Below are 18,777 nucleotides of genomic sequence, written 5' to 3' on the forward strand. Positions count from 1 at the left end.
TCTTCCGCGTTAACGAAGGTTTATGACAGTTTACGAGTGGGCGTGGCCTTTCCGTCACCAAACCTTCTAAAACTTTCGCTAAACGGCCCCAACGACGCTGATCCATGCCGGTCCGACGGCGGGCGCGTCGAAAAAATGAGGGGATCCTTCAAATGCGTATGAGAAATTTCGCCCTGGCGACGACCGCCCTGGTCGGCTGCCTGGTCGCTGCTGGCTCGGCCTTCGCTCAGTCGACCGGCTCGCAAGCCAACGAAGTTGAAAACGTCGTCGTCACCGCCGCGACCAGCCGCGCCGTCGGCGGTCAGATCGTCGAGACGCTGCCGAAGTCGCGCGCCTCGGTCGACGCCGAGTTCCTGGCCTCGCAATCGACCGGCCAGAACGTGTTCCAATCGCTGAACCTGCTGCCGGGCGTCAGCTTCACCAACAACGACCCGTACGGCTCGTCGGGCGGCAACCTGCGCCTGCGCGGCTTCGACGGTAACCGCGTCTCGGTCACCTTCGACGGCGTTCCGCTGAACGACACCGGCAACTACGCCGTGTACCCCAACCAGCAGCTGGACGCCGAGCTGATCAGCCGCGCCAGCGTCAACCTGGGCACGACCGACGTCGACAGCCCGACCGCTTCGGCCACCGGCGGCACGATCAACTACGTGACCCGCAAGCCCAGCAACGAGTTCGGCGGCATCGCCACCGCCTCGGTCGGCGAGAACAACTATCGCCGCGGCTTCCTGATGCTGGACTCGGGCGCCATCGGCCCGTGGGGCACGAAGATGTTCGCTGCCGCTTCGTACCAGAAGTACGACAAGTTCAAGGGCCCGGGCTCGCTCGAGAAGAAGCAGTTCAACGCCCGCATCATGCAGGACATCGGTGACCGCGGCGACTTCGTCAGCCTGGCCGCCAACTACAACATCAACCGCAACAACAACATCCGTTCGCTGACGCTGTCGGACTTCCGCACCTTCGGCAAGACCTACGACTTCGACGCGGTCTGTAACCCGGCCGCCGTCAGCGGCGTCGTCGTTCCCGGCAACTGCACCAACTTCTACGGCCGTCAGGTCAACCCGTCGAACACCGGCAGCCTGCGCGGTTCGGCCCTGTTCCACCTGACCGACAACGTCCGTCTGACGGTCGACCCCTCGTTCCAGTACACCCTGGCCGACGGCGGCTCGCAGCTGGCCACGATCTCGGAAACCGACGGCAAGGTCCGCGGTGCCAGCTCGGCCGCCGGCAAGGACCTGAACGGCGACGGCGACACCGCCGACACCGTCGCGTTCTTCGCGCCCAGCGTCACCAACACCCGTCGCTACACGATCACCAGCTCGCTGATCTGGGATCTGAGCGACAATCACCGCATCCGCGTCGCCTACACGGGCGACTACGGCCGTCACCGTCAGACCGGCGAGTTCACCACCCTGAACGCCGATGGCACGACGACCAACGTGTTCGGTGGCAAGGACGGCCACGGCGCCAAGGTGCTGACCGCCGACGGCAGCTTCCTGCGTAACCGCGACCGCTTCTCGATCGCCCAGCTGAACCAAGCCGCCGCCGAATACCGCGGCAAGTTCATGGACGCTCGCCTGATCGTGAACCTCGGCGTCCGCGCGCCCTTCTTCAAGCGCGAGCTGAACCAGTACTGCTACACGCAGAACGCCACGAGCCTGGCCGGCATCGTCACGGGCTTCACCGCCAACTGCACCACCCAAGCCCCGAACGCCGCGGCGGCCGACGGCAGCGTGACCTTCGGCACCTCGGCGACGAAGTTCATCAAGCCGTTCAGCGCGACCGTGAAGTACGACAAGGTCCTGCCGAACGCGGGCGCCAGCTATGACCTGGGCGGCGGCGGCAGCGTGTACGTCAGCTACGCCGAGGGCTTCTCCTCGCCGCGTACCGACAACCTGTACACCGCCACCCTGGTGAACGGTAAGGGCGCTCCGGCCGACACCCGTCCGGAAACCACCAAGACCTACGACCTGGGCTATCGCTTCTCGAAGCCGACGTTCATGGCGACCGCCGCTCTGTGGAAGACCGACTACAAGGACCGCATCGTCCAGTCGTTCGACCCGGACCTGGGCATCAGCATCGACCGTAACGTCGGCGCGGTGAAGGCCTACGGCTTCGACTCGCAAGCCGCCTGGGCCCTGGAAGAGTATCTGACGGTCTCGGCCTCGTTCTCGTACAACAAGAGCGAAATCCAGCAAGACCTGCTGCTCAACGCCGCCGGCAACACGCTGAAGCTGAAGGGCAAGCAGATCGTCGAAACCCCGAAGTACACCTTCGGCGGCCGCGTCGATTGGGACATTACCGACGCTCTGCACCTGGGCGTGCAAGGCAAGTTCACCGGCGACCGCTACTCGACCGACGTGAACGACGAAGTGGCTCCGCACTACACCGTGTGGGACATGTCGCTGCAGTACGACCTGCCGTTCGCCAAGCGCACCTACGCTCAGCTGAACGTCAACAACCTGTTCAACGAAACCTACTTCGGCTCGATCAGCTCGCGCTCGAACGCGGTGGCGGTGACGGGTTCGGCGGCCAGCGCCCCGACCTACTTCATCGGCGCTCCGCGCACGGTGCAGTTCACCCTGCGCACCGAGTTCTAAGAACTCCGCGCTGGGAACAGCAAAATGGAGAAGGGCGGTCCTCCGGGGCCGCCCTTTTTCTTTGTCACGTAGGTTTGCTAACTAGGCGGCGCTTGACCTGACGGCCCCAAGGGGCCATCTGCGCCCCCTTTCGCGTTTCACCCCTTCAATGGGCTTATCGATGACCGTCACCGTCCCCGCCGAATGGGCTCCGCATCGCGCCATGTGGGTGGGTTTCCCCAGCCACGCCGAGCTGTGGCAGGAAGACCTGGAGCAGGCTCAGGCAGAAGTGGCCGACCTGGCCCGCGCCCTGGCTGGTCCGGGCGGGGAACGCGTGCGCCTGATGGTCGTCGGTGACGAGGCCGAGGCCGCCGCGCGGGCGCTGCTCGGCGACACGTCGGTCGAGATCGTCCGCGGCCAGTTCGGCGACATCTGGCTGCGCGACACCGGCCCGATCTTCTTCGACCGCGATGGCTCCGCCGTCGCCGCCGGCTTCAAGTTCAACGGCTGGGGCGGCAAGTACAGCCTTGAGGGCGACGACATCGTCGCCGAGCAGATCGCCGCCGCCTCGGGCGCGCCGCTGGTCCGCAACGGCTTCATCCTGGAAGGCGGCGCCCTGGACCACGACGGCAACGGCACCATCCTGACCACCCGCCAGTGCCTGCTCAACGACAACCGCAACAGCGGCTGGGACGAGGCCTCGGCCACGTCCGCGCTCGCCGACGCCCTGGGCGCCAAGAAGGTGCTGTGGCTGGGCGATGGCCTGCTGAACGACCACACCGACGGCCATGTCGACAACCTGGCCCGCTTCGTCGCGCCGGGTGTCGTGGCCTGCCCGATGGCCTATGGCATGGATGATCCGAACGCGGACGTCTATGCGGAGACCGCCCGCCTGCTGGCCGGCATGACCGACAGCCGCGGCAGCCCGCTGCAGGTCGCCCGCATCCCCTCGCCGGGCAAGATCCTGGACGAGGACGGCGAACCGATCCCGGCCTCGCACATGAACTTCCTGATCGCCAACGAGGCGGTCATCGTGCCGATCTACGCCGAGGAGTCGGGCGCCTTCGCCGTCGAGGTGATCAAGGGCCTGTTCCCCGAGCGCCAGGTCATCGGCCTGGCCTCGACCGCCATCCTGACCGGCGGCGGGTCGTTCCATTGTATTTCACAGCAAGAGCCGGAGACCGTCTAAATGGCCCGCACGCTCAGCGTCGCCGCGATCCAGACCTCGTACGGCATGGATCTGCAGGCCAATATCAAGAAGACCGAACACTTCATCCGTGAAGCCGCGTCCAAGGGCGCGCAGGTCATCCTGCCGTCGGAGCTGTTCCAGGGACCGTACTTCTGCGTCGCCCAGGAAGAGCGCTGGTTCGCGGAGGCCCATCCGTGGCGCGAGCATCCGGTGGTCAAGGCCATCGCGCCGCTGGCCGGCGAGCTGGGCGTGGTGATCCCGATCTCGATCTTCGAGCGCGAAGGCCCGCACTACTTCAACAGCCTGGTCATGGCCGATGCCGATGGCTCGCTGCTGGGCGTCTATCGCAAGAGCCATATTCCGGACGGTCCGGGCTATATGGAGAAGTACTATTTCCGGCCCGGCGATACCGGCTTCAAGGTCTGGGATACGCGCTTTGGCCGCCTGGGCGTCGGCATCTGCTGGGACCAGTGGTACCCCGAGTGCGCCCGCGCCATGGCGCTGATGGGCGCCGAGGCCCTGTTCTATCCGACCGCCATCGGCAGCGAGCCGCATGACCCCAGCCTGGACACCGCCCTGCCGTGGCGTCGGGCCATGCAAGGTCACGCCGTCTCGAACGTGATCCCCGTCATTGGGGCCAACCGCATCGGCTTCGAGCCGTGGGACGGCTATCCGAACGGCGGCCAGACCTTCTATGGCTCGAGCTTCATCGCCGACCATCGCGGCGACCTGGTCAGCGAGCTGGGCCGTGCCGACGAGGGCCTGGTCAATGCGACCTTCGACCTGGACTTCCTGACGACGCACCGCGCCGCCTGGGGCTTCTTCCGCGACCGCCGGCCGGAGTTCTACACGGCGCTGGCCAACGGCCGTCCCGCCTGATGATCGCAACCGACCGCCTGGTATTGCGCCCGGCGGTCGACGCCGATCGGGACGCGATCGCGGCCCTCAACGCTCACCCGCAGGTGGGCGCGTGGCTGGGCGGCGTCCGGGATCGGACTGAAAGCGACGCCTTCGTCGATCGCGTCCAGGCGCATGAGTTCCAGCACGGCTTCGGCTTCTGGGCGGTCGAGCGCAAGGCCGACCGCCGGCTGATCGGCATGACCGGCGTCTGGTGGGTTCCGCCCGAGATGGAGATGCCGGACACGGTCGAGATCGGCTGGCGCTTCCATCCCGAGGCCTGGGGCCAGGGCTACGCCACCGAAGCGGCCAGAGCGGCGCTGGCCTATGGCTTCGAGGCCTTGAAGCTGCCCGAGATCATCGCCTTCACGGCGCGCACGAACCTGGCCTCGCAAGGGGTCATACGCCGGATCGGGATGATCCACGACCCGGCGCGAGACTTCGATCATCCGGGGCTGGCGGAGGATCATCCGCTGCGGGCGCATGTGGTGTTCGTGGCAAAGCCATAACCCACAAAACCGATCTCCCCGGCGAAAGCCGGGGCCCAGATCGAACCCAGGGCGTTTCACGCTTTGTCGCGGAGCCTAGGCGCGAACACCCCAGCCGCTCAGGCTGGATCTGGGCCCCGGCTTTCGCCGGGGAGACGGAATGGGGGATGACTCAGGCCGCTGGGCACCCCTCCGGCGCGCCCTTGGCCTTGGAGGCCGCCACCTCCGCTCGCGCCTTGGCCAGGTCGCTCATGAAGCCCGGATCGTCATGCAACCGCGTGACCAGGGCCGCGCCCAGATAACGGCCCGCCTCGACGTCGCTCTGGAAGTGGACGCCGCAGATGATCCGGCTGTCGCCGAACGCCTTGCCGCGCGCCAGGATCGGGCTGGCCTTCTCCGGAACCAGTTCGGCGATCACCGAGGCCCACGCCCAGCCGATCAGGCCGTGGCCGGACGGATACGAGCCGTCGGTGTTGATCCAGTCCTCGCGCGGCACGCAGATCGGCGCGGTGTTGCCGACCGGCGGGCGCGGGCGCTGATAAACCTTCTTGGCCGGCTGGTAGATCTTGGCCGCGTCGTCGGTCAGGCGCAGCAGCAGGCTGGCCAGGGTCGGGGTCGCCTCGGCGCTGAGCGTGACGCCCGCCGCGCATGAGAACGCCTTCATGCCGTTCTTGCCCGACAGGTCCGCGTCGGCGATGGCCCGGCTCCAGGTCTCGGTGTTGACCAGCTTGCGGGTTTCTTCGAACTGGGCGCGCTCGGCCTTGCCGCGCGGGCTGTCGGGCGTGGGCGGCGGGCCGATGATGGTCGCCGCGTCGATCGCCCCGGCCGGCAGGTAGCCGGGCGGCGGCTTCACCCAGCCGGCCGAGGGCGGGGTCATGGCGACGGCGGCCGGCTTGGCCGCTTGAGCCTTGAACGGATTGGCCTTGAACAAGCTGGGTTGGCCGTCGCTGGAACAGCCGGCCAGCGCCAGGCCGCTCAACGCGGCGGCGATCAGCACGAAACGGGTCATGGGGTGCGTCCCTGAGGTCATGTGACCACAGAGCGGCGGGAATTTCTCGCGTCAAGCGAAAGCGGATTGACGAGCGGATATGTTATTTCATAACACTTCCTCGCGGCCGCTCCCCCGGCCAAGTTTCCGTGGTTTCAGAGACCCTTCATGCTCCGTCGCGTCGCCTTCTCAGCCGCGAGCCTCATCGCGCTCGCCGCCGCCGTTTCCGCTCACGCCGCCGATGCGCCCGCCGCGCCCGCGAATTCGCCGGAAAGCGACACGGAGGTCTCCAAGGTCGTCATCACCGCCGCGCCCTACGCCGTGTCGCTGGACACCGTGACCAGCAGCGTCAACGTCATCACCCGCGACAAGCTGGACGTCCTGCCGCCGGCCGGCCTGGGCGACACCCTGAACGGCCAGCCGGGCCTGCGCTCGACCTTCTACGGCCCCGGCGCCAGCCGCCCGGTGATCCGCGGCCTGTCGGGTCCGCGCGTGCTGGTGCTGGAGAACGGCGTCGGCCAGGTCGACGCCTCGTCGCTGTCGCCCGACCACGCCGTGGCGTCCGATCCGGGCGAGGCCTCGCGCATCGAGGTGCTGCGCGGCCCGTCGACCCTGGCCTATGGCGGCTCGGGCATCGGCGGGGTGGTTAACATCATCGACGAGCGCGTCCCCTCGACTCCGGCCGAAAACGGCTTCGAGGGCCGCATCGCCGGCTCGGCCTCGACCGTCGACGACGGCAAGTCGATCAACGGCTCGGCCAAGTTCGGCAAGGGCCCGCTGGTCTTCGCCATCGACGCCGACCACCGCAAGAGCAGTGATTACAGCGTCCCGACCGCGCCGGTGTCCTCGCGCCTGGCCAACCGCGACGGCCTGACCCCGGACCCGGACAAGACCGTCAAGAACACCGACGTCGAGATGGACGCCTATGGCGCCGGCGTCTCCTACGTGCACGACAGCGGCTTCCTGGGCGTGGCGATCAAGAAGACCGACACGACCTACGGCGTGCCCTACCTGCAGGTGCTGGCTCCGATCGATCCGGATGCGGAAGGTCCGGTCTCGATCCACCTGCAGCAGACCCGCTACGACCTGCGCGGCGAGCAGAACGTCGACCTTGGCCTCTTCGATAAGGTCCGCCTGTCGGTCGGCCACGCCAAGTACCAGCACGCCGAGGTCTCGGTCGAGGACGGCGAGGTCGGCACCCGCTTCCTGTCGGACGGCACCGAGGGCCGTCTGGAGCTGGTCCAGAAGGAGCGCGACGGCTGGCAGGGCGCGGTGGGCTTCCAGGCCCTGGAGCGCCACTTCTCGGCCATCGGCGACGAGGCCTTCGTGCCCTCGACCGACATCAAGGAATACGGCGTCTTCACCCTGCAGCGCCTGGACCGCGGCGTCTGGGGCGTCGACGCGGGCCTGCGCTTCGATTCTCGCGAGCTGAAGACCGACTTCGCCAGCAAGCAATTCGACAACGTCTCGGCGTCGCTGGGCCTGTTCTACAAGCCGGCCGACAAGCAGTTCGTGGCACTGGCCCTGTCGCGCAACGGCCGCGCCCCGACCGAGTTCGAACTGTTCGCCGACGGCCCGCACCCCGGCACCGGCGGCTACGAGGTCGGCGACGCCGACCTGAAGTCCGAGAAGGTGACCTCGCTGGAGGCGACCTATCGCTACACCGGCGATCGCCTGCGCCTGGAAGGCCACCTGTGGGGCGCCTGGTACGACGGCTTCATCGAGGAGGCCCCGACCGGCGCGGTCGAGGACGACTTGCCGGTGTTCCAGTACTTCCAGACCAACGCCAAGTTCCACGGCGCCGAGGCCGAGGCCTCCTACGTCGCCTGGCGCGGCGGCGAGCAGTCGCTGAAGCTGGAAGGCGTCTATGACTGGGTGCGCGGCTCGACCGACCTGGGCGGCGCCCCGGCCCGCGTGCCCCCGTGGGCCCTGACCGGCCGGGTGGTGTGGAGCGCTCCGCGCCTGGACGTCCAGGCCGAGGTGCGCCGCGTGGCCAGCCAGAACCGCACGGCGACCTTCGAGTTGCCGACCGACGGCTACACCCAGGTCAACGCCATGGTCACGTTCAAGCCGCTGGCCGACTCGGGCCTTCGCCTGTTCGTCGACGGTCGCAACCTGACCAACGAGACGATCCGCGAGCACGCCTCGTTCCTGAAGGACTTCGCGCCCTCGCCGGGCCGCTCGGTCCGCGCCGGCTTCGCCTGGCGCTTCTGATCCTGAATGCGAGACCCCCAGCAGCCCCGGGGGTCTCGTCGGTCCGGGGCCTGGACCGTTCCTCCCCCTTGTTCAGGCCCCGGACTTCTCGCCTGAAACGGCGGATATCAAGCTTAACGGCTCGCGCGGGGGATGAATCCGGGCCCTACAGTCCCGCTATGACAGCGGCCCAGATTGCCGCGTTCCACGGGATCGGCTAGAACGCCGAGCCTTTGCGGTCGTCTTGAAGCGTTCGAGCGTCCGTTCCTAATTCTGTCGTAGAGCTCTTCATGACCCAGTCCTCCGGCGAAATCACCGGCAACGTTCTGTTCTACAAGTCGCCCGAGCCGCTGAATCGCGAGCAGCACGCCAAACTGGCCCTGGTCCACAAGGACAAGCCGTATGGCTTCGCCGCCGCCGGCACGGCCGTGCCGCTGACGGTTTCGGAGTTCGCTCCGGCCGCCCTGACCTTCCCGGTGATCTTCGCCGGCGACGACAAGGTGCCGCTGGCCGTGATGGGCCTGAACCAGGCCGAGAACCTGTTCATCACCGCCGACGGCGCTGTTGAAGCCAACGTCTACATCCCGGCCTATATCCGCCGTTATCCGTTCGTCCTGGCCAATGACGACACGCAAGACCGCCTGATCGTCTGCATCGATGTCGGTTCGGACCTGCTGTCGACCAAGGGCGACACCCCGCTGTTCGACGCCAAGGGCGAGCCGACCGAGTACACCCAGAACTGCATCAAGTTCTGCGACGACTTCGAAGTCGAGCGTCGCCGCACGGACTCGTTCGTCCAGATCCTGAAGGACAACGACCTGTTCGAGCTGAAGAAGGCCATCTTCCAGCCGCAGGACGAAACCGGCGCCCCGAACGGCGAACCGGTCACCGTGGCCGAATACTTCGGCGTCTCGGAAGAGAAGCTGAACGGCCTGTCGGCCGAAAAGCTGAAGGAACTGCAGGAAAACGGCGCCCTGGCCCAGATCTATGCGCACCTGGTGTCGCTGCTGGGTTGGGATCGCCTGATCAACAAGACCATGCTGCTGCAGGCGCAAACCGGCGCCGTGAACTAAGGTTCGGCTTCAGCTGAAGACGAGAGGGCGGCGGGGCTTCGGCTCCGCCGCCCTTTTCTTTTATCGCGCGAAGATGCTGCGGGTCAGGCACGAGAAGACCAGGCGCCCGGCCTCGTCGAGCAGGTCGTGCTGGGCGATGACGATGCCCTTGCCTTCGCCGACCGGGTCCTTGCCCATCACGGTCATGCGGCCGCGCAGCAGTTCGCCGACGGGCGGGTTGCGCATCCAGCGCAGGGCGTCGACGCCCAGGCGCTTGGTCTGGGGCCAGGCGGCGCTGGCCTCGACATCCAGGCGGGTCCAGATCGCGAAGACCATGCCGTCGGGAGCGCCGTTCTCGACGGGCCAGCCGGGGGTGAAGGCGGTGATGAACGCCTCCAGCGCCCTCTCGTCGACGGCGCGCGAGCCCAGGTTCACGACCTGGCCTATCTCGATGTCGTCGAAGGCGGCGGGCATGGGCGTCTCGTCTCCGGATGATTCCCTAATCGACTGTCGACCGCGCCTTGGCCATTGTCGAGCCGCCGTTGGCGGGCCATGTGTTCGTCCGCCGTCGTTTTCCTCCCCTCGGATCCGCTCATGTTCCTCAAGAGAGCCGTTCTCGCCCTGCAAGCCTTGTTGGCGGCGACCTTGTTGGCCGGCGCCGCGCTCGCGGGTCCCGTGGTCAATTCCGGGCACATCGAGTCCGAGCTGGTCGCCCAGGAGAGCGGCATCGCGCCGGGCGGCACGATCTATGTGGCCCTGCGCCAGAAGATCATTCCCGGCTGGCACACCTATTGGCGCAATCCCGGCGACGCGGGCGAGGCGACCAAGATCGCCTGGACCCTGCCGCAGGGCTGGAGCGCCGGCGACATGGTCTGGCCGACGCCGCAGAAGGCCAAGCTCGGTCCGTTGCTCGACTACGCCTATGAGGGCGAGGTCTTCATCCCGGTGCCGATCAGCGCCCCGGCCGACGCCCCGGTGGGCGCGACGATCAGCCTGAATGCCGCCGTGCAGTACCTGGTCTGCGAACAGGTCTGTGTGCCCGAGGACGCCAAGCTGACCCTGCTGCTGCCGGTCGTGGCCGGCGCGGCGGGCGCCGATCCCAGGTGGGGTCCGGTAGTCGCCGACGTTCTGGCCAAGGCGCCCAAGCCGGCGGGCCTCAAGGCGGTGTTCAAGCTGGACGGCCAGAGCCTGAAGCTGGCCGTCACCGGCGGTCCGCTGAAGGGCGCCGACATGGCCGGGGCCTATTTCTTCCCCTATTCGCCCAAGGTTATCGAGCATGCCGCCGAGCAGGTCATCGATCGTGGTCCCGAGGGCCTGACCCTGACCCTGAAGCCGGGCTACGACTTCGTTGGCGGCGGCACGCCTCCGGCCGAGCTGCAAGGCGTGATCGCCACCAAGGCCGGGGCCTGGGAGGTCACCGCCACGGCAGGCGAGCCGCCCGCTGCGGCCGGTGGGCTGGGCGCGCCCGCCGCCGAGACCGCGCCGGCGACCGGGACCTCCGGCGGTCTGGTCGGGGCCCTGGTCTTCGCCTTCCTGGGCGGGCTGATCCTGAACCTGATGCCGTGCGTCTTCCCCGTGCTGTCGATGAAGGCCGCCAGCCTGGCCGGCCATGCCCACGACGCCGGCAAGACCCGCTTGCAGGGCCTGGTGTTCCTGTTGGGCGTCGTCGCCACCTTCCTGGCCCTGGCCGGCCTGCTGCTGGCCGTGCGGGCCGGCGGCGCGGCGGTGGGCTGGGGCTTCCAGCTGCAGTCGCCGGTCGTCATCGCGGGTCTGGCCTTGCTGATGTTGCTGGTGGCCCTGAACATGTCGGGCGTCTTCGAGATCGGGACCTCGGTGCAGAACGTCGGCTCGGGCGCTTCGGCCCAGGGCGGCGCGACCGGGGCCTTCTTCACCGGCGCCCTGGCCGTCGTCGTGGCCGCTCCGTGCACCGCGCCGTTCATGGCTGGCGCGCTGGGCTATGCCCTGACCCAGCCGGCCGTCATCTCGCTGGCGGTGTTCCTGGCCCTGGCCCTGGGTTTCGCCGCGCCGTTCGTGGCCGTGGCCTTCATCCCCGGGCTCCTGAAGCTGCTGCCGCGTCCGGGCGCCTGGATGGACGTGCTGAAGAAGGGCTTGGCCTTCCCGATGTATGGCGCGGCCCTGTGGCTGGTCTGGGTGTTCGCCCAGCAGTCGGGTCCGCTGTCGCTGGCGCACCTGCTGGCCGCCGGCGTGCTGGCCGCCTTCGGGGCCTGGCTCTATGGCCTGGGTCAAGAGCGCCGGGCTTCTGGCAAGCCGGCCCTGGTCTCGATCCTGGTCGCCCTGCTGTCGCTGGGCCTGGCCATCGCCATCGCGACCGTCGGCGCCTTGCACGCCGCGCCGCCGACCGCCGCCGCGACGTCGGCCGAGACGTCGACCGGTCCCGGCCTGGCCGCCGAGGTCTGGTCGCCCGAGAAGGTCAAGGAACTGCAAGCCGCCGGCCGTCCGGTGCTCGTCGACTTCACCGCCGCCTGGTGCGTGACCTGCCAGGTCAACGAGAAGGTGGCGCTGTCGGGTTCGAAGGTCGCCGACGCCTTCAAGGCCCAGAACGCCGTCTATCTGAAGGCCGACTGGACCAATCGTGACCCGGTCATCGCCAAGGCCCTGGCGCAGTTCAACCGCGTGGGCGTGCCGCTGTACGTGGTCTATCCCAAGAACGGCGGCCAGCCGGTCATCCTGCCCCAGCTGCTGACCGAGGGCCTGGTGATCGAGGCGATCGAGAAGGCGGGGCAGTAGAGGCTACCCAGATTGCCTCCCTAGGCCTTGTGCCTGGGGCCCATCGTTCCGCGGGCGCGACGTCAGCCGTTGCGCGTCAGCGAGCGCCGCGCTCGTTCGTCGGGGGCGAGCCAAGCTGACCCATGGGTCCTCGCCACAAGGGCGAGGAAAGCAAACGAGGGAATTACTTCTTCTTGTCGCCGCCGAACGGCAGCCGTTCCTTGACCTTGTCGATCGGCGTCTTGGTGACGACGACCGGCGGCGGGATCACGGGCGTCTCGACCTTGATCGGATAGGCGCGCCAGCCGGTCTGGATCAGCTGGTTGAAGCCCTGGCACTTGGGCAGGTAGCGGACCATGCCGGTGCGCGGCTTGGCGAAGGGCGCGAACTGCATGAGGTTCTGGCGCTTGGGGTCGACGAAGCGCCAGTCGGTCGGCAGGCCGTAGCCCTTCTCGCCGCCCAGCCGCACGGCTTGGTAGGCCAGGTTCGCCTGGAACGGCGTCACCCCGTAACGGATCATCGCCCGCAGGAAGATGGCGTCGGCTTCCTCGCGCTTGCCGGGCTCGCCGATCGTGTAGAGCCAGTCGTGGACGATGGCCGCGCGGGCCGTCGGGCCCTGCGGATCGACGAAGCCCTGGCCGTACCAGGGCACGCTGGCGAAGTCGGTGACGTACCAGCGCGGCACCACGATCACCTTGCCCGTCTCGACGTCGCAATAGGGGAACTCGGCGTCCAGCGTGAACAGCTTGCGGCCGTCCTTGGTCTGGTTGAACAGCATGATCGGCTGCGGCGTCAGCGAGCTGGGCGGCGTGGGCGCGACGACCGGCACGAAGACGGTGGTGTTCGTCTCGGTGGCGCAGGCCGCCAGGAGCAGGCCGGAGCCGATGACGGCGGCGAGGGTCTTGGTGCGGGACATCGAGCGAGGAGAGCAGGGGAGGAGGATGCAGACGTTCTGGGCGTCGGGCTCTCTTGGATCAAGCAAGAATGGCGAAGTTTCGACGCATACGCGTATTGTTCTGCGACCGTTTCGCAAACCGTCGATCCATGAGATGGTGCCGCCGGGGGAACCCTCGAAGCTGGAGAACCGACATGTCGATCACTCGCCGCCTCGTCGCCGCTGGTCTGCCTTTGACCGCGCTCGTTCCGACCTTGGCGCACGCCAAGCCCGCGCCTGAGTTCACCGCCGTCGACGCCGACGGCAAGACCCGCTCGCTGTCGGAATTCCGCGGCAAGACCGTGGTGCTGGAGTGGGTCAACGAAGGCTGCCCGTATGTGAAGAAGCACTATTCGGGGAACATGCAGGGCCTGCAGCAGGCCGCCCGCGCCGACGGCGTGGTGTGGCTGACCATCGCCTCGTCGGCCCCCGGCAAGCAGGGCTATTTCGACGCGCCCGCCGCCAAGACCTGGATGGAAGCCAAGGGCGCCAGGCCGACGGCCCTGTTGCTGGACGGCGATAACAAGGTGGCGACGCTCTACAAGGCCAAGACCACGCCGCACATGTTCGTCATCGATAAGACCGGCGCGGTCGTCTACGAGGGCGCGATCGACAATATCCCGACCAGCAAGGTCGAGGACCTGGGCAAGGCCAAGAACCTGGTCGCCGCCGCCCTGGCCGACGTCAAGGCCGGCCGCAAGGTGGCGACGCCGTTCGAGACGCCCTACGGCTGCTCGGTGAAGTACAAGGACGCTTGATCCCAAACCCCCGTTTTCCCGGCCTTCGCCGGGGAGACGGGGGTGGGTTAAGCCGCCGGCTGCGGCGGCGCGGTGATCACTTCGACATTGTCGTTCAGCAGATAGACCATGTCGCGCAGGGCCAGGTCCTGGGCCTTGATGGTCGTGGCCGCGCCGACGGCGGTCAGTTTCTCGGGCAGGTCCTGGCTGATGCCGCGCAGGATGCACTTGAGATCGTCGACGGCGCCGCGCTCCTTCAGCGTCACGTGGCCCTTCATGTCCAGCGCCGAGAGGTCGGCGATCTGGGCCGAGAAGCCGTCGAAGCTTTTCAGCTTCAGCGCCGCAGCGGTCGGGTCGGCCTTGGCCAGCGCCTGACGGTAGGCTTCGGTCTGCGCTTTCAGTTGCTTGGCCCGCTTGACGATGTCCATGAACAGCGGCTCGCCGGCGACCGATTGCGGGATCACGGGCTGCTGCGCCACGGCTGGAGCCGGGCCTGCGGCCTGCCCCGGATTGAACGAAGCCATCCAGAGCATGGCGGAAAAGGCGACGGCGTCGCAGGACATGGGCTACTCCCGCAAAAAACGTCATTGGTCTGCCATGACGTGGCGGCAGCCGTTTGATAAGCCGCTTCGCGTAAACACCGATTTACCAAAAGGACGTCTCTGCATGGCCGACCTCGACACCGCCTGGAACCGCCTGGAAGACGCCGCCAAGGCCGCCGGGGAGAAGCGCATCGTCGAGTTCTTCGACCACGAGCCGGGTCGTCTGTCCGCCCTGACCCTGGACGTCGCCGGCCTGCATCTCGATCTCTCCAAGCAAGCCTGGGACGAAGCCGGCCTGGAAGCCGCCCTCGACCTGGCCCACGCGGCCGATGTCGAAGGCGCCCGGGCCCGGATGTTCGGCGGCGAGGCGATCAATTCGTCGGAAGGCCGCGCCGTGCTGCATACCGCGCTGCGGGCTCCGGCGGACGCTGACTTCAAGGCCCTGGGCCAGCCGGTGATGGCCGATGTCGACGCCGTCCGCGTCCGGATGAAGGCCTTCGCCGACGCCGTCCGTTCGGGCGAAATCAAGGGCGCGACCGGCAAGCCGTTCAAGGCCATCCTGCACATCGGCATCGGCGGCAGCGACCTGGGTCCCCGCCTGCTGTGGGACGCTCTGCGCCCCATGAAGCCCAGCATCGACCTGCGTTTCATCGCCAATGTCGACGGCGCCGAGTTCGCCCTGACCACGGCCGACATGGATCCCGAAGAGACCCTGGTCATCGTCGTCTCCAAGACCTTCACGACGCAGGAGACCCTGGCCAATGCCAGCGCCGCCCGCGCCTGGCTGGTCGAGGCCCTGGGCGAGAGCGGCGCCAATCAGCACCTGGCCGCCATCTCGACCGCGCTGGACAAGACCGCCGCGTTCGGCGTGCCGAACGAGCGGGTGTTCGGCTTCTGGGACTGGGTCGGCGGTCGCTATTCCTTGTGGTCCTCCGTCAGCCTGTCGGTCGCCGTCGCCTGCGGCTGGGACGTCTTCCAGGGCTTCCTGGACGGTGGCGCGGCCATGGACGAGCACTTCCGCAGCGCGCCGCTGGAGAAGAACGCCCCGGTCCTGGTCGCCCTGGCCCAGATCTTCAACCGCAACGGCCTGGACCGTCGCGCCCGCTCGGTCGTGCCCTATTCGCACCGCCTGCGCCGCCTGGCCTCGTTCCTCCAGCAGTTGGAGATGGAGTCCAACGGCAAGTCGGTCGGCCCGAACGGCCAGCCCGCCGCCCGAGGTACGGCGACGGTGGTGTTCGGCGACGAGGGCACCAACGTCCAGCACGCCTATTTCCAGTGCATGCACCAGGGCACGGACATCACGCCCATGGAGCTGATCGGCGTCGCCAAATCGGACGAAGGCCCGGCCGGCATGCACGAGAAACTGCTCTCGAACCTCCTCGCCCAGGCCGAGGCCTTCATGGTCGGTCGCGCCACGGAAGATGTGGTCGCCGAGCTGAAAGCCAAGGGCGTCTCCGAAGCCGAGATCGCGACCCTGGCGCCCCAGCGCACCTTCGCCGGCAACCGTCCGTCGACCCTGGTGGTCCTGGAGCGCCTGACGCCCCGGACCTTCGGCGCCCTGATCGCCCTCTACGAGCACAAGACCTTCGTCGAAGGCGTGATCTGGCGGATCAACAGCTTCGACCAGTGGGGCGTCGAGCTGGGCAAGGTGATGGCGGGCCGCATCCTGCCCGAACTCGAGAGCGGCGCGACGGGCCAGCATGACCCGTCGACCACGGCCTTGATCCAGCGGCTGAAGAAGTAGCCGCTAGAAGGTCTTCCGCACCCGCAGGCTCACAAACGTCCGCGGGTTGATGTCGCGGTCCTCGACATAGGCCACGGCCCGGTCCGTCGCGCGGTTGGCGAAGACCGTGCGGCGGATGGTGAAGTCGTCCCACAGGTTCAGCTGGGCGCGGATCGCCAGGGTCGGGGTCGGCTTGTACTCGGCGAAGGCCTCGTAATAGGCCGAGCCGCGCCAGACATTGGTCTGGTCGACGTCATAGGTGCCCTGGCCCAGCAGCGGCAGCCAGTTGATGCCCCACTGGGTCTTGTACTTCAGCAGGTCCTGGGTGAAGCCGATATTGGCCTGGGTCGGACGGATGCCCGAGATCGGCCGGTCCTTGCCCGTCGTCGGGTCCTTCACGTGCGTCTCGTTCCAGTCGTTCTTGAACGTGAAGCGGCCGCCCTTGATGCCGAACTTGTCGACCGGGATGACGATATTGACCGACAGCTTGTCCAGGGTCGCGTCGCCGATATTGCCCGTCGCCGACAGGCCGCCCGGCAGCGGCAGGCGGTCGATCACGCCGATGATCTCGTCGTGGCGGTACGCGACCGAGACGATGCCCTCGCCCCAGAAGCGGCGCTCATAGCTGACCTCGGTGATCCAGCGCTGCTCGGGCTTGAGGTCGACATTGCCGCCATAGACGGTGCTGTCGTCCAGGTCGGACGAGGCGGCGAAGTCGTTGAAGTCCAGCTGGCCCAGCTCGCGCTCGAACCGGAAGCGGAACTGGTTGTTGGCCTTGGGCGTCCAGGTCGCCTGGAAGCGCGGCTTGGCGTAGAAGAAGCTCTCCTTGTTGGACGCATCGCCCGACTGCTTGATCGTCGAGGTCTCCAGCCGCAGGCCGCCCTCCAGGGTCAGCTTGGGGTTCACCCGCCAGGTCGCCTTGGTGAAGGCCTCGCCGCGCAGCTCCTCGACCTTCACCGACGCGCTGGGCAGGGCCACGGCCGCGCCGCCGACGCTGTAGGCCTGCTTCACGTCCAGCATGTTGTAGGCGCCCTCGGCGCCGGCCTCCAGCGTCAGGGCCTTGGAGAACTCGTAGCGGACCAGGCCGCGCACGATCGACTCCGAGCTGTCGCCATCGGCCACAAAGCGCTGTTGCGGATCCTTGACCCCCGACAGGGTCTGGTCGCTGGTCGAGACGTTGTCGAAGTTCTCGAAGCTGTGGATGGCGCGGGTTTCCAGGTTCCACTTCGGGGCCAGCGGCCGGGTGTAGGTCAAACCCAGCTCGGCCGAATGGCTCTCCTCGGCATAGGCGCTGCGGCGGAAGGCGACGGGCGAGGACAGCTCCTGCCATTCCTGCCAGTCGTTGACGCCGTAGCGGGCCGTGGCCTCCAGCTTGCCGCCGGCCACCGGGCCGGTGAAGTTGCCGCGGATCGAGCGCCCGCCGCCCCAGCCGTCATTGATGAAGGCCTCGTCGCGGATCAGCTTGCCCGTGCCGTCGTGGCGGACGTTGCGGCCCACGCCGTTGCTGTCGCTCATGCCGGTGCCGTCGCTGAGCGTCACGCCCCAGCTCTTGTCGCCATTGGTCGAGGTGAACTGGTAGCTGCCGCCATAGATGTCGTGGCCGCCATCGAAGTTCACCGAGTTCAGCGTCAGGATCTGCTGGTGGCTGACGCCCTTCTTCAGCACCACGTTCACGACGACGGCATAGCCCTGCATGTCGACGCCCGGGACGCCGCCGCGGATCAGCTCGATATGGTCGACGCGATCGGCCGGCGTGCGCGACAGCACGTTCGAGCCGGTGTCGTTCTTCGACGCCGGGCGGCTGCCGTTGATCAGGATGTTGCCGACCGCGCCCTCGAAGCCGCGCGCGCCCGAACCGTCGTCCACGTCGAAGCCCGGCACCCGATCGACCATGTCCAGCGCCGTGTTCGGACGCTGGGCGGCGAAGAACTCGGGCTGGAACACCAGCAGGCCCGTCGCGGCGGGCGCGGCCACGGGAGGCGCGGCGACCTGTTCCGGAGTCTGGGTCGTCTCGCCAGCATGCGCCGTACCGGCGAGCAGCAGCATCGTGGCCGACGTGGCCAGCAGAATGGACTTGGTCATCACTGGTATCCCCTCAGTGAGGAGAGGTCTGGACGCCACGCCCGTTCATCTCAAGTTACAAGCCGGAAATGTAGGTTACTTCGATGTCAGATTACATCGGGTTCATCTGCTGACGCTGCTTCGACTGCTGGCGTTTGTGGATAAGTCTGGGTGCAATGCGGGTTTGACTTAACAATTGGTGTATAGGTCAGCCCTGGCGAGCACGCCGCCGGGCTTCCGTCACCAGCCGGTCCATCACCGGCGTGCGGCTGGGCGCCAGCAGCTCGGCCCGGCCTTCGGCGAATATCCGCCGGTTCTCGGCGCAGGTCGCCCGCATGGCCGCCAGCTCCTCGGGCGGAACCTTGTCGGCCAGCGCCTCGGCCTCGCGCGCGGCGCGCTCGGTGAGGCGCTCCAGCTCGTCGTAGAAGTCGAGGAACGACCGGGTCTTGCTGACGATGTGGCGCAGGCGCTTGCGGCGCGGGGGTTTGGACTTGGGCATGTGTTTCTCTCCTGATTGATGGGCCGGCGCTGACCCCTCCACCGGCTTCGCCGGTCCCCCTCCCCCAGACGGGGGAGGAGAGAGGTCTTTCGCCCCGGCACGGCGCGGTGCGTTCCCTCTCCGCCCCGCTTGGGGGCGGACAGACCTGCGCAAGCAGGTCAGGTGGGG

At 67.7% G+C, this 18,777-nt stretch carries 15 protein-coding genes; 9 read left to right on the top strand and 6 right to left on the bottom strand.

Annotated elements, in window-relative coordinates:
• Positions 1 to 152: 152 nt before the first annotated feature.
• From J7528_RS25495 to J7528_RS25510, 4 genes are all read left to right on the top strand, one after another.
• Positions 153 to 2,600 carry a TonB-dependent receptor gene (locus tag J7528_RS25495; protein ID WP_291880446.1) on the top strand — a complete coding sequence of 816 codons (2,448 nt, stop codon included), beginning with the start codon at positions 153 to 155 and terminating at the stop codon, positions 2,598 to 2,600.
• 160 nt (positions 2,601 to 2,760) lie between these two features.
• Positions 2,761 to 3,768 carry an agmatine deiminase family protein gene (locus tag J7528_RS25500; protein ID WP_291880448.1) on the top strand — a complete coding sequence of 336 codons (1,008 nt, stop codon included), beginning with the start codon at positions 2,761 to 2,763 and terminating at the stop codon, positions 3,766 to 3,768.
• Positions 3,769 to 4,647 (top strand): N-carbamoylputrescine amidase, encoded by an 879-nt coding sequence (gene aguB, locus J7528_RS25505; RefSeq protein ID WP_291880450.1) that lies wholly within the window; start codon positions 3,769 to 3,771, stop codon positions 4,645 to 4,647.
• On the top strand, positions 4,647 to 5,174 hold the full coding sequence (locus J7528_RS25510; protein ID WP_291880452.1) for a GNAT family N-acetyltransferase: 528 nt from the start codon (positions 4,647 to 4,649) through the stop codon (positions 5,172 to 5,174). The genes aguB and J7528_RS25510 overlap by 1 nt, the downstream gene beginning before the upstream one ends.
• Positions 5,175 to 5,325: 151 nt before the next feature.
• On the opposite strand, the gene J7528_RS25515 is transcribed toward J7528_RS25510, so the two are convergent.
• Positions 5,326 to 6,162 (bottom strand): phosphatase PAP2 family protein, encoded by an 837-nt coding sequence (locus tag J7528_RS25515; RefSeq protein WP_291880453.1) that lies wholly within the window; start codon positions 6,160 to 6,162, stop codon positions 5,326 to 5,328.
• A gap of 147 nt (positions 6,163 to 6,309) precedes the next feature.
• On the opposite strand from J7528_RS25515, the gene J7528_RS25520 reads away from it, so the two are divergent.
• The gene (locus J7528_RS25520; RefSeq protein ID WP_291880455.1) at positions 6,310 to 8,355 is read left to right on the top strand and encodes a TonB-dependent receptor; all 2,046 of its coding nucleotides are present in this window, start codon (positions 6,310 to 6,312) and stop codon (positions 8,353 to 8,355) included.
• A gap of 269 nt (positions 8,356 to 8,624) precedes the next feature.
• Positions 8,625 to 9,407, top strand: a complete 783-nt coding sequence (locus tag J7528_RS25525) for a SapC family protein (protein WP_291880457.1) — start codon at positions 8,625 to 8,627, stop codon at positions 9,405 to 9,407.
• Positions 9,408 to 9,467: 60 nt separating this feature from the next.
• Here the strand turns inward: J7528_RS25525 and J7528_RS25530 are convergent, their stop codons facing one another.
• Entirely contained in the window at positions 9,468 to 9,860 is a 393-nt protein-coding gene (locus J7528_RS25530; RefSeq protein WP_291880459.1) for an acyl dehydratase, read from the bottom strand.
• Positions 9,861 to 9,980: 120 nt separating this feature from the next.
• Here J7528_RS25530 and J7528_RS25535 point away from each other — a divergent pair, with 120 nt between their 5' ends.
• On the top strand, positions 9,981 to 12,134 hold the full coding sequence (locus tag J7528_RS25535; protein WP_291880460.1) for a thioredoxin family protein: 2,154 nt from the start codon (positions 9,981 to 9,983) through the stop codon (positions 12,132 to 12,134).
• A 163-nt stretch (positions 12,135 to 12,297) separates the two neighbouring features.
• Here J7528_RS25535 and J7528_RS25540 read toward each other — a convergent pair whose 3' ends face one another.
• Complete coding sequence (locus tag J7528_RS25540) at positions 12,298 to 13,029, bottom strand: DUF1353 domain-containing protein (RefSeq protein ID WP_291880462.1); 732 nt, start codon at positions 13,027 to 13,029, stop codon at positions 12,298 to 12,300.
• Between the two features lie 173 nt (positions 13,030 to 13,202).
• Here J7528_RS25540 and J7528_RS25545 point away from each other — a divergent pair, with 173 nt between their 5' ends.
• Positions 13,203 to 13,805, top strand: coding sequence for a thioredoxin family protein (locus tag J7528_RS25545; RefSeq protein WP_291880464.1), 603 nt, complete (start codon positions 13,203 to 13,205; stop codon positions 13,803 to 13,805).
• A gap of 47 nt (positions 13,806 to 13,852) precedes the next feature.
• On the opposite strand, the gene J7528_RS25550 is transcribed toward J7528_RS25545, so the two are convergent.
• The gene (locus tag J7528_RS25550; RefSeq protein WP_291880466.1) at positions 13,853 to 14,347 is read right to left on the bottom strand and encodes a hypothetical protein; all 495 of its coding nucleotides are present in this window, start codon (positions 14,345 to 14,347) and stop codon (positions 13,853 to 13,855) included.
• Between the two features lie 103 nt (positions 14,348 to 14,450).
• On the opposite strand from J7528_RS25550, the gene pgi reads away from it, so the two are divergent.
• Positions 14,451 to 16,070, top strand: coding sequence for a glucose-6-phosphate isomerase (gene pgi, locus J7528_RS25555; RefSeq protein WP_291880468.1), 1,620 nt, complete (start codon positions 14,451 to 14,453; stop codon positions 16,068 to 16,070).
• A 3-nt stretch (positions 16,071 to 16,073) separates the two neighbouring features.
• Here pgi and J7528_RS25560 read toward each other — a convergent pair whose 3' ends face one another.
• Both J7528_RS25560 and J7528_RS25565 read right to left on the bottom strand, forming a co-directional pair.
• Positions 16,074 to 18,134: a TonB-dependent receptor gene (locus J7528_RS25560; protein WP_291880469.1), complete on the bottom strand. Its 2,061-nt coding sequence runs from the start codon at positions 18,132 to 18,134 to the stop codon at positions 16,074 to 16,076.
• 184 nt (positions 18,135 to 18,318) lie between these two features.
• Entirely contained in the window at positions 18,319 to 18,609 is a 291-nt protein-coding gene (locus tag J7528_RS25565) for a hypothetical protein (RefSeq protein WP_291880471.1), read from the bottom strand.
• Positions 18,610 to 18,777: the final 168 nt, after the last annotated feature.

It is taken from the genome of Caulobacter sp. (assembly GCF_017744445.1).
GTDB lineage: Bacteria > Pseudomonadota > Alphaproteobacteria > Caulobacterales > Caulobacteraceae > Caulobacter.

Coding starts and splice junctions, on each gene's coding strand:
- J7528_RS25495 (WP_291880446.1), top strand. CDS start 153: ATGCGTATGAGAAATTTCGCCCTGGCGACGACCGCCCTGGTCGGCTGC.
- J7528_RS25535 (WP_291880460.1), top strand. CDS start 9,981: ATGTTCCTCAAGAGAGCCGTTCTCGCCCTGCAAGCCTTGTTGGCGGCG.
- J7528_RS25510 (WP_291880452.1), top strand. CDS start 4,647: ATGATCGCAACCGACCGCCTGGTATTGCGCCCGGCGGTCGACGCCGAT.
- J7528_RS25530 (WP_291880459.1), bottom strand. CDS start 9,860: ATGCCCGCCGCCTTCGACGACATCGAGATAGGCCAGGTCGTGAACCTG.
- pgi (WP_291880468.1), top strand. CDS start 14,451: ATGGCCGACCTCGACACCGCCTGGAACCGCCTGGAAGACGCCGCCAAG.
- J7528_RS25515 (WP_291880453.1), bottom strand. CDS start 6,162: ATGACCCGTTTCGTGCTGATCGCCGCCGCGTTGAGCGGCCTGGCGCTG.
- J7528_RS25550 (WP_291880466.1), bottom strand. CDS start 14,347: ATGTCCTGCGACGCCGTCGCCTTTTCCGCCATGCTCTGGATGGCTTCG.
- J7528_RS25540 (WP_291880462.1), bottom strand. CDS start 13,029: ATGTCCCGCACCAAGACCCTCGCCGCCGTCATCGGCTCCGGCCTGCTC.
- J7528_RS25500 (WP_291880448.1), top strand. CDS start 2,761: ATGACCGTCACCGTCCCCGCCGAATGGGCTCCGCATCGCGCCATGTGG.
- aguB (WP_291880450.1), top strand. CDS start 3,769: ATGGCCCGCACGCTCAGCGTCGCCGCGATCCAGACCTCGTACGGCATG.
- J7528_RS25525 (WP_291880457.1), top strand. CDS start 8,625: ATGACCCAGTCCTCCGGCGAAATCACCGGCAACGTTCTGTTCTACAAG.
- J7528_RS25545 (WP_291880464.1), top strand. CDS start 13,203: ATGTCGATCACTCGCCGCCTCGTCGCCGCTGGTCTGCCTTTGACCGCG.
- J7528_RS25565 (WP_291880471.1), bottom strand. CDS start 18,609: ATGCCCAAGTCCAAACCCCCGCGCCGCAAGCGCCTGCGCCACATCGTC.
- J7528_RS25520 (WP_291880455.1), top strand. CDS start 6,310: ATGCTCCGTCGCGTCGCCTTCTCAGCCGCGAGCCTCATCGCGCTCGCC.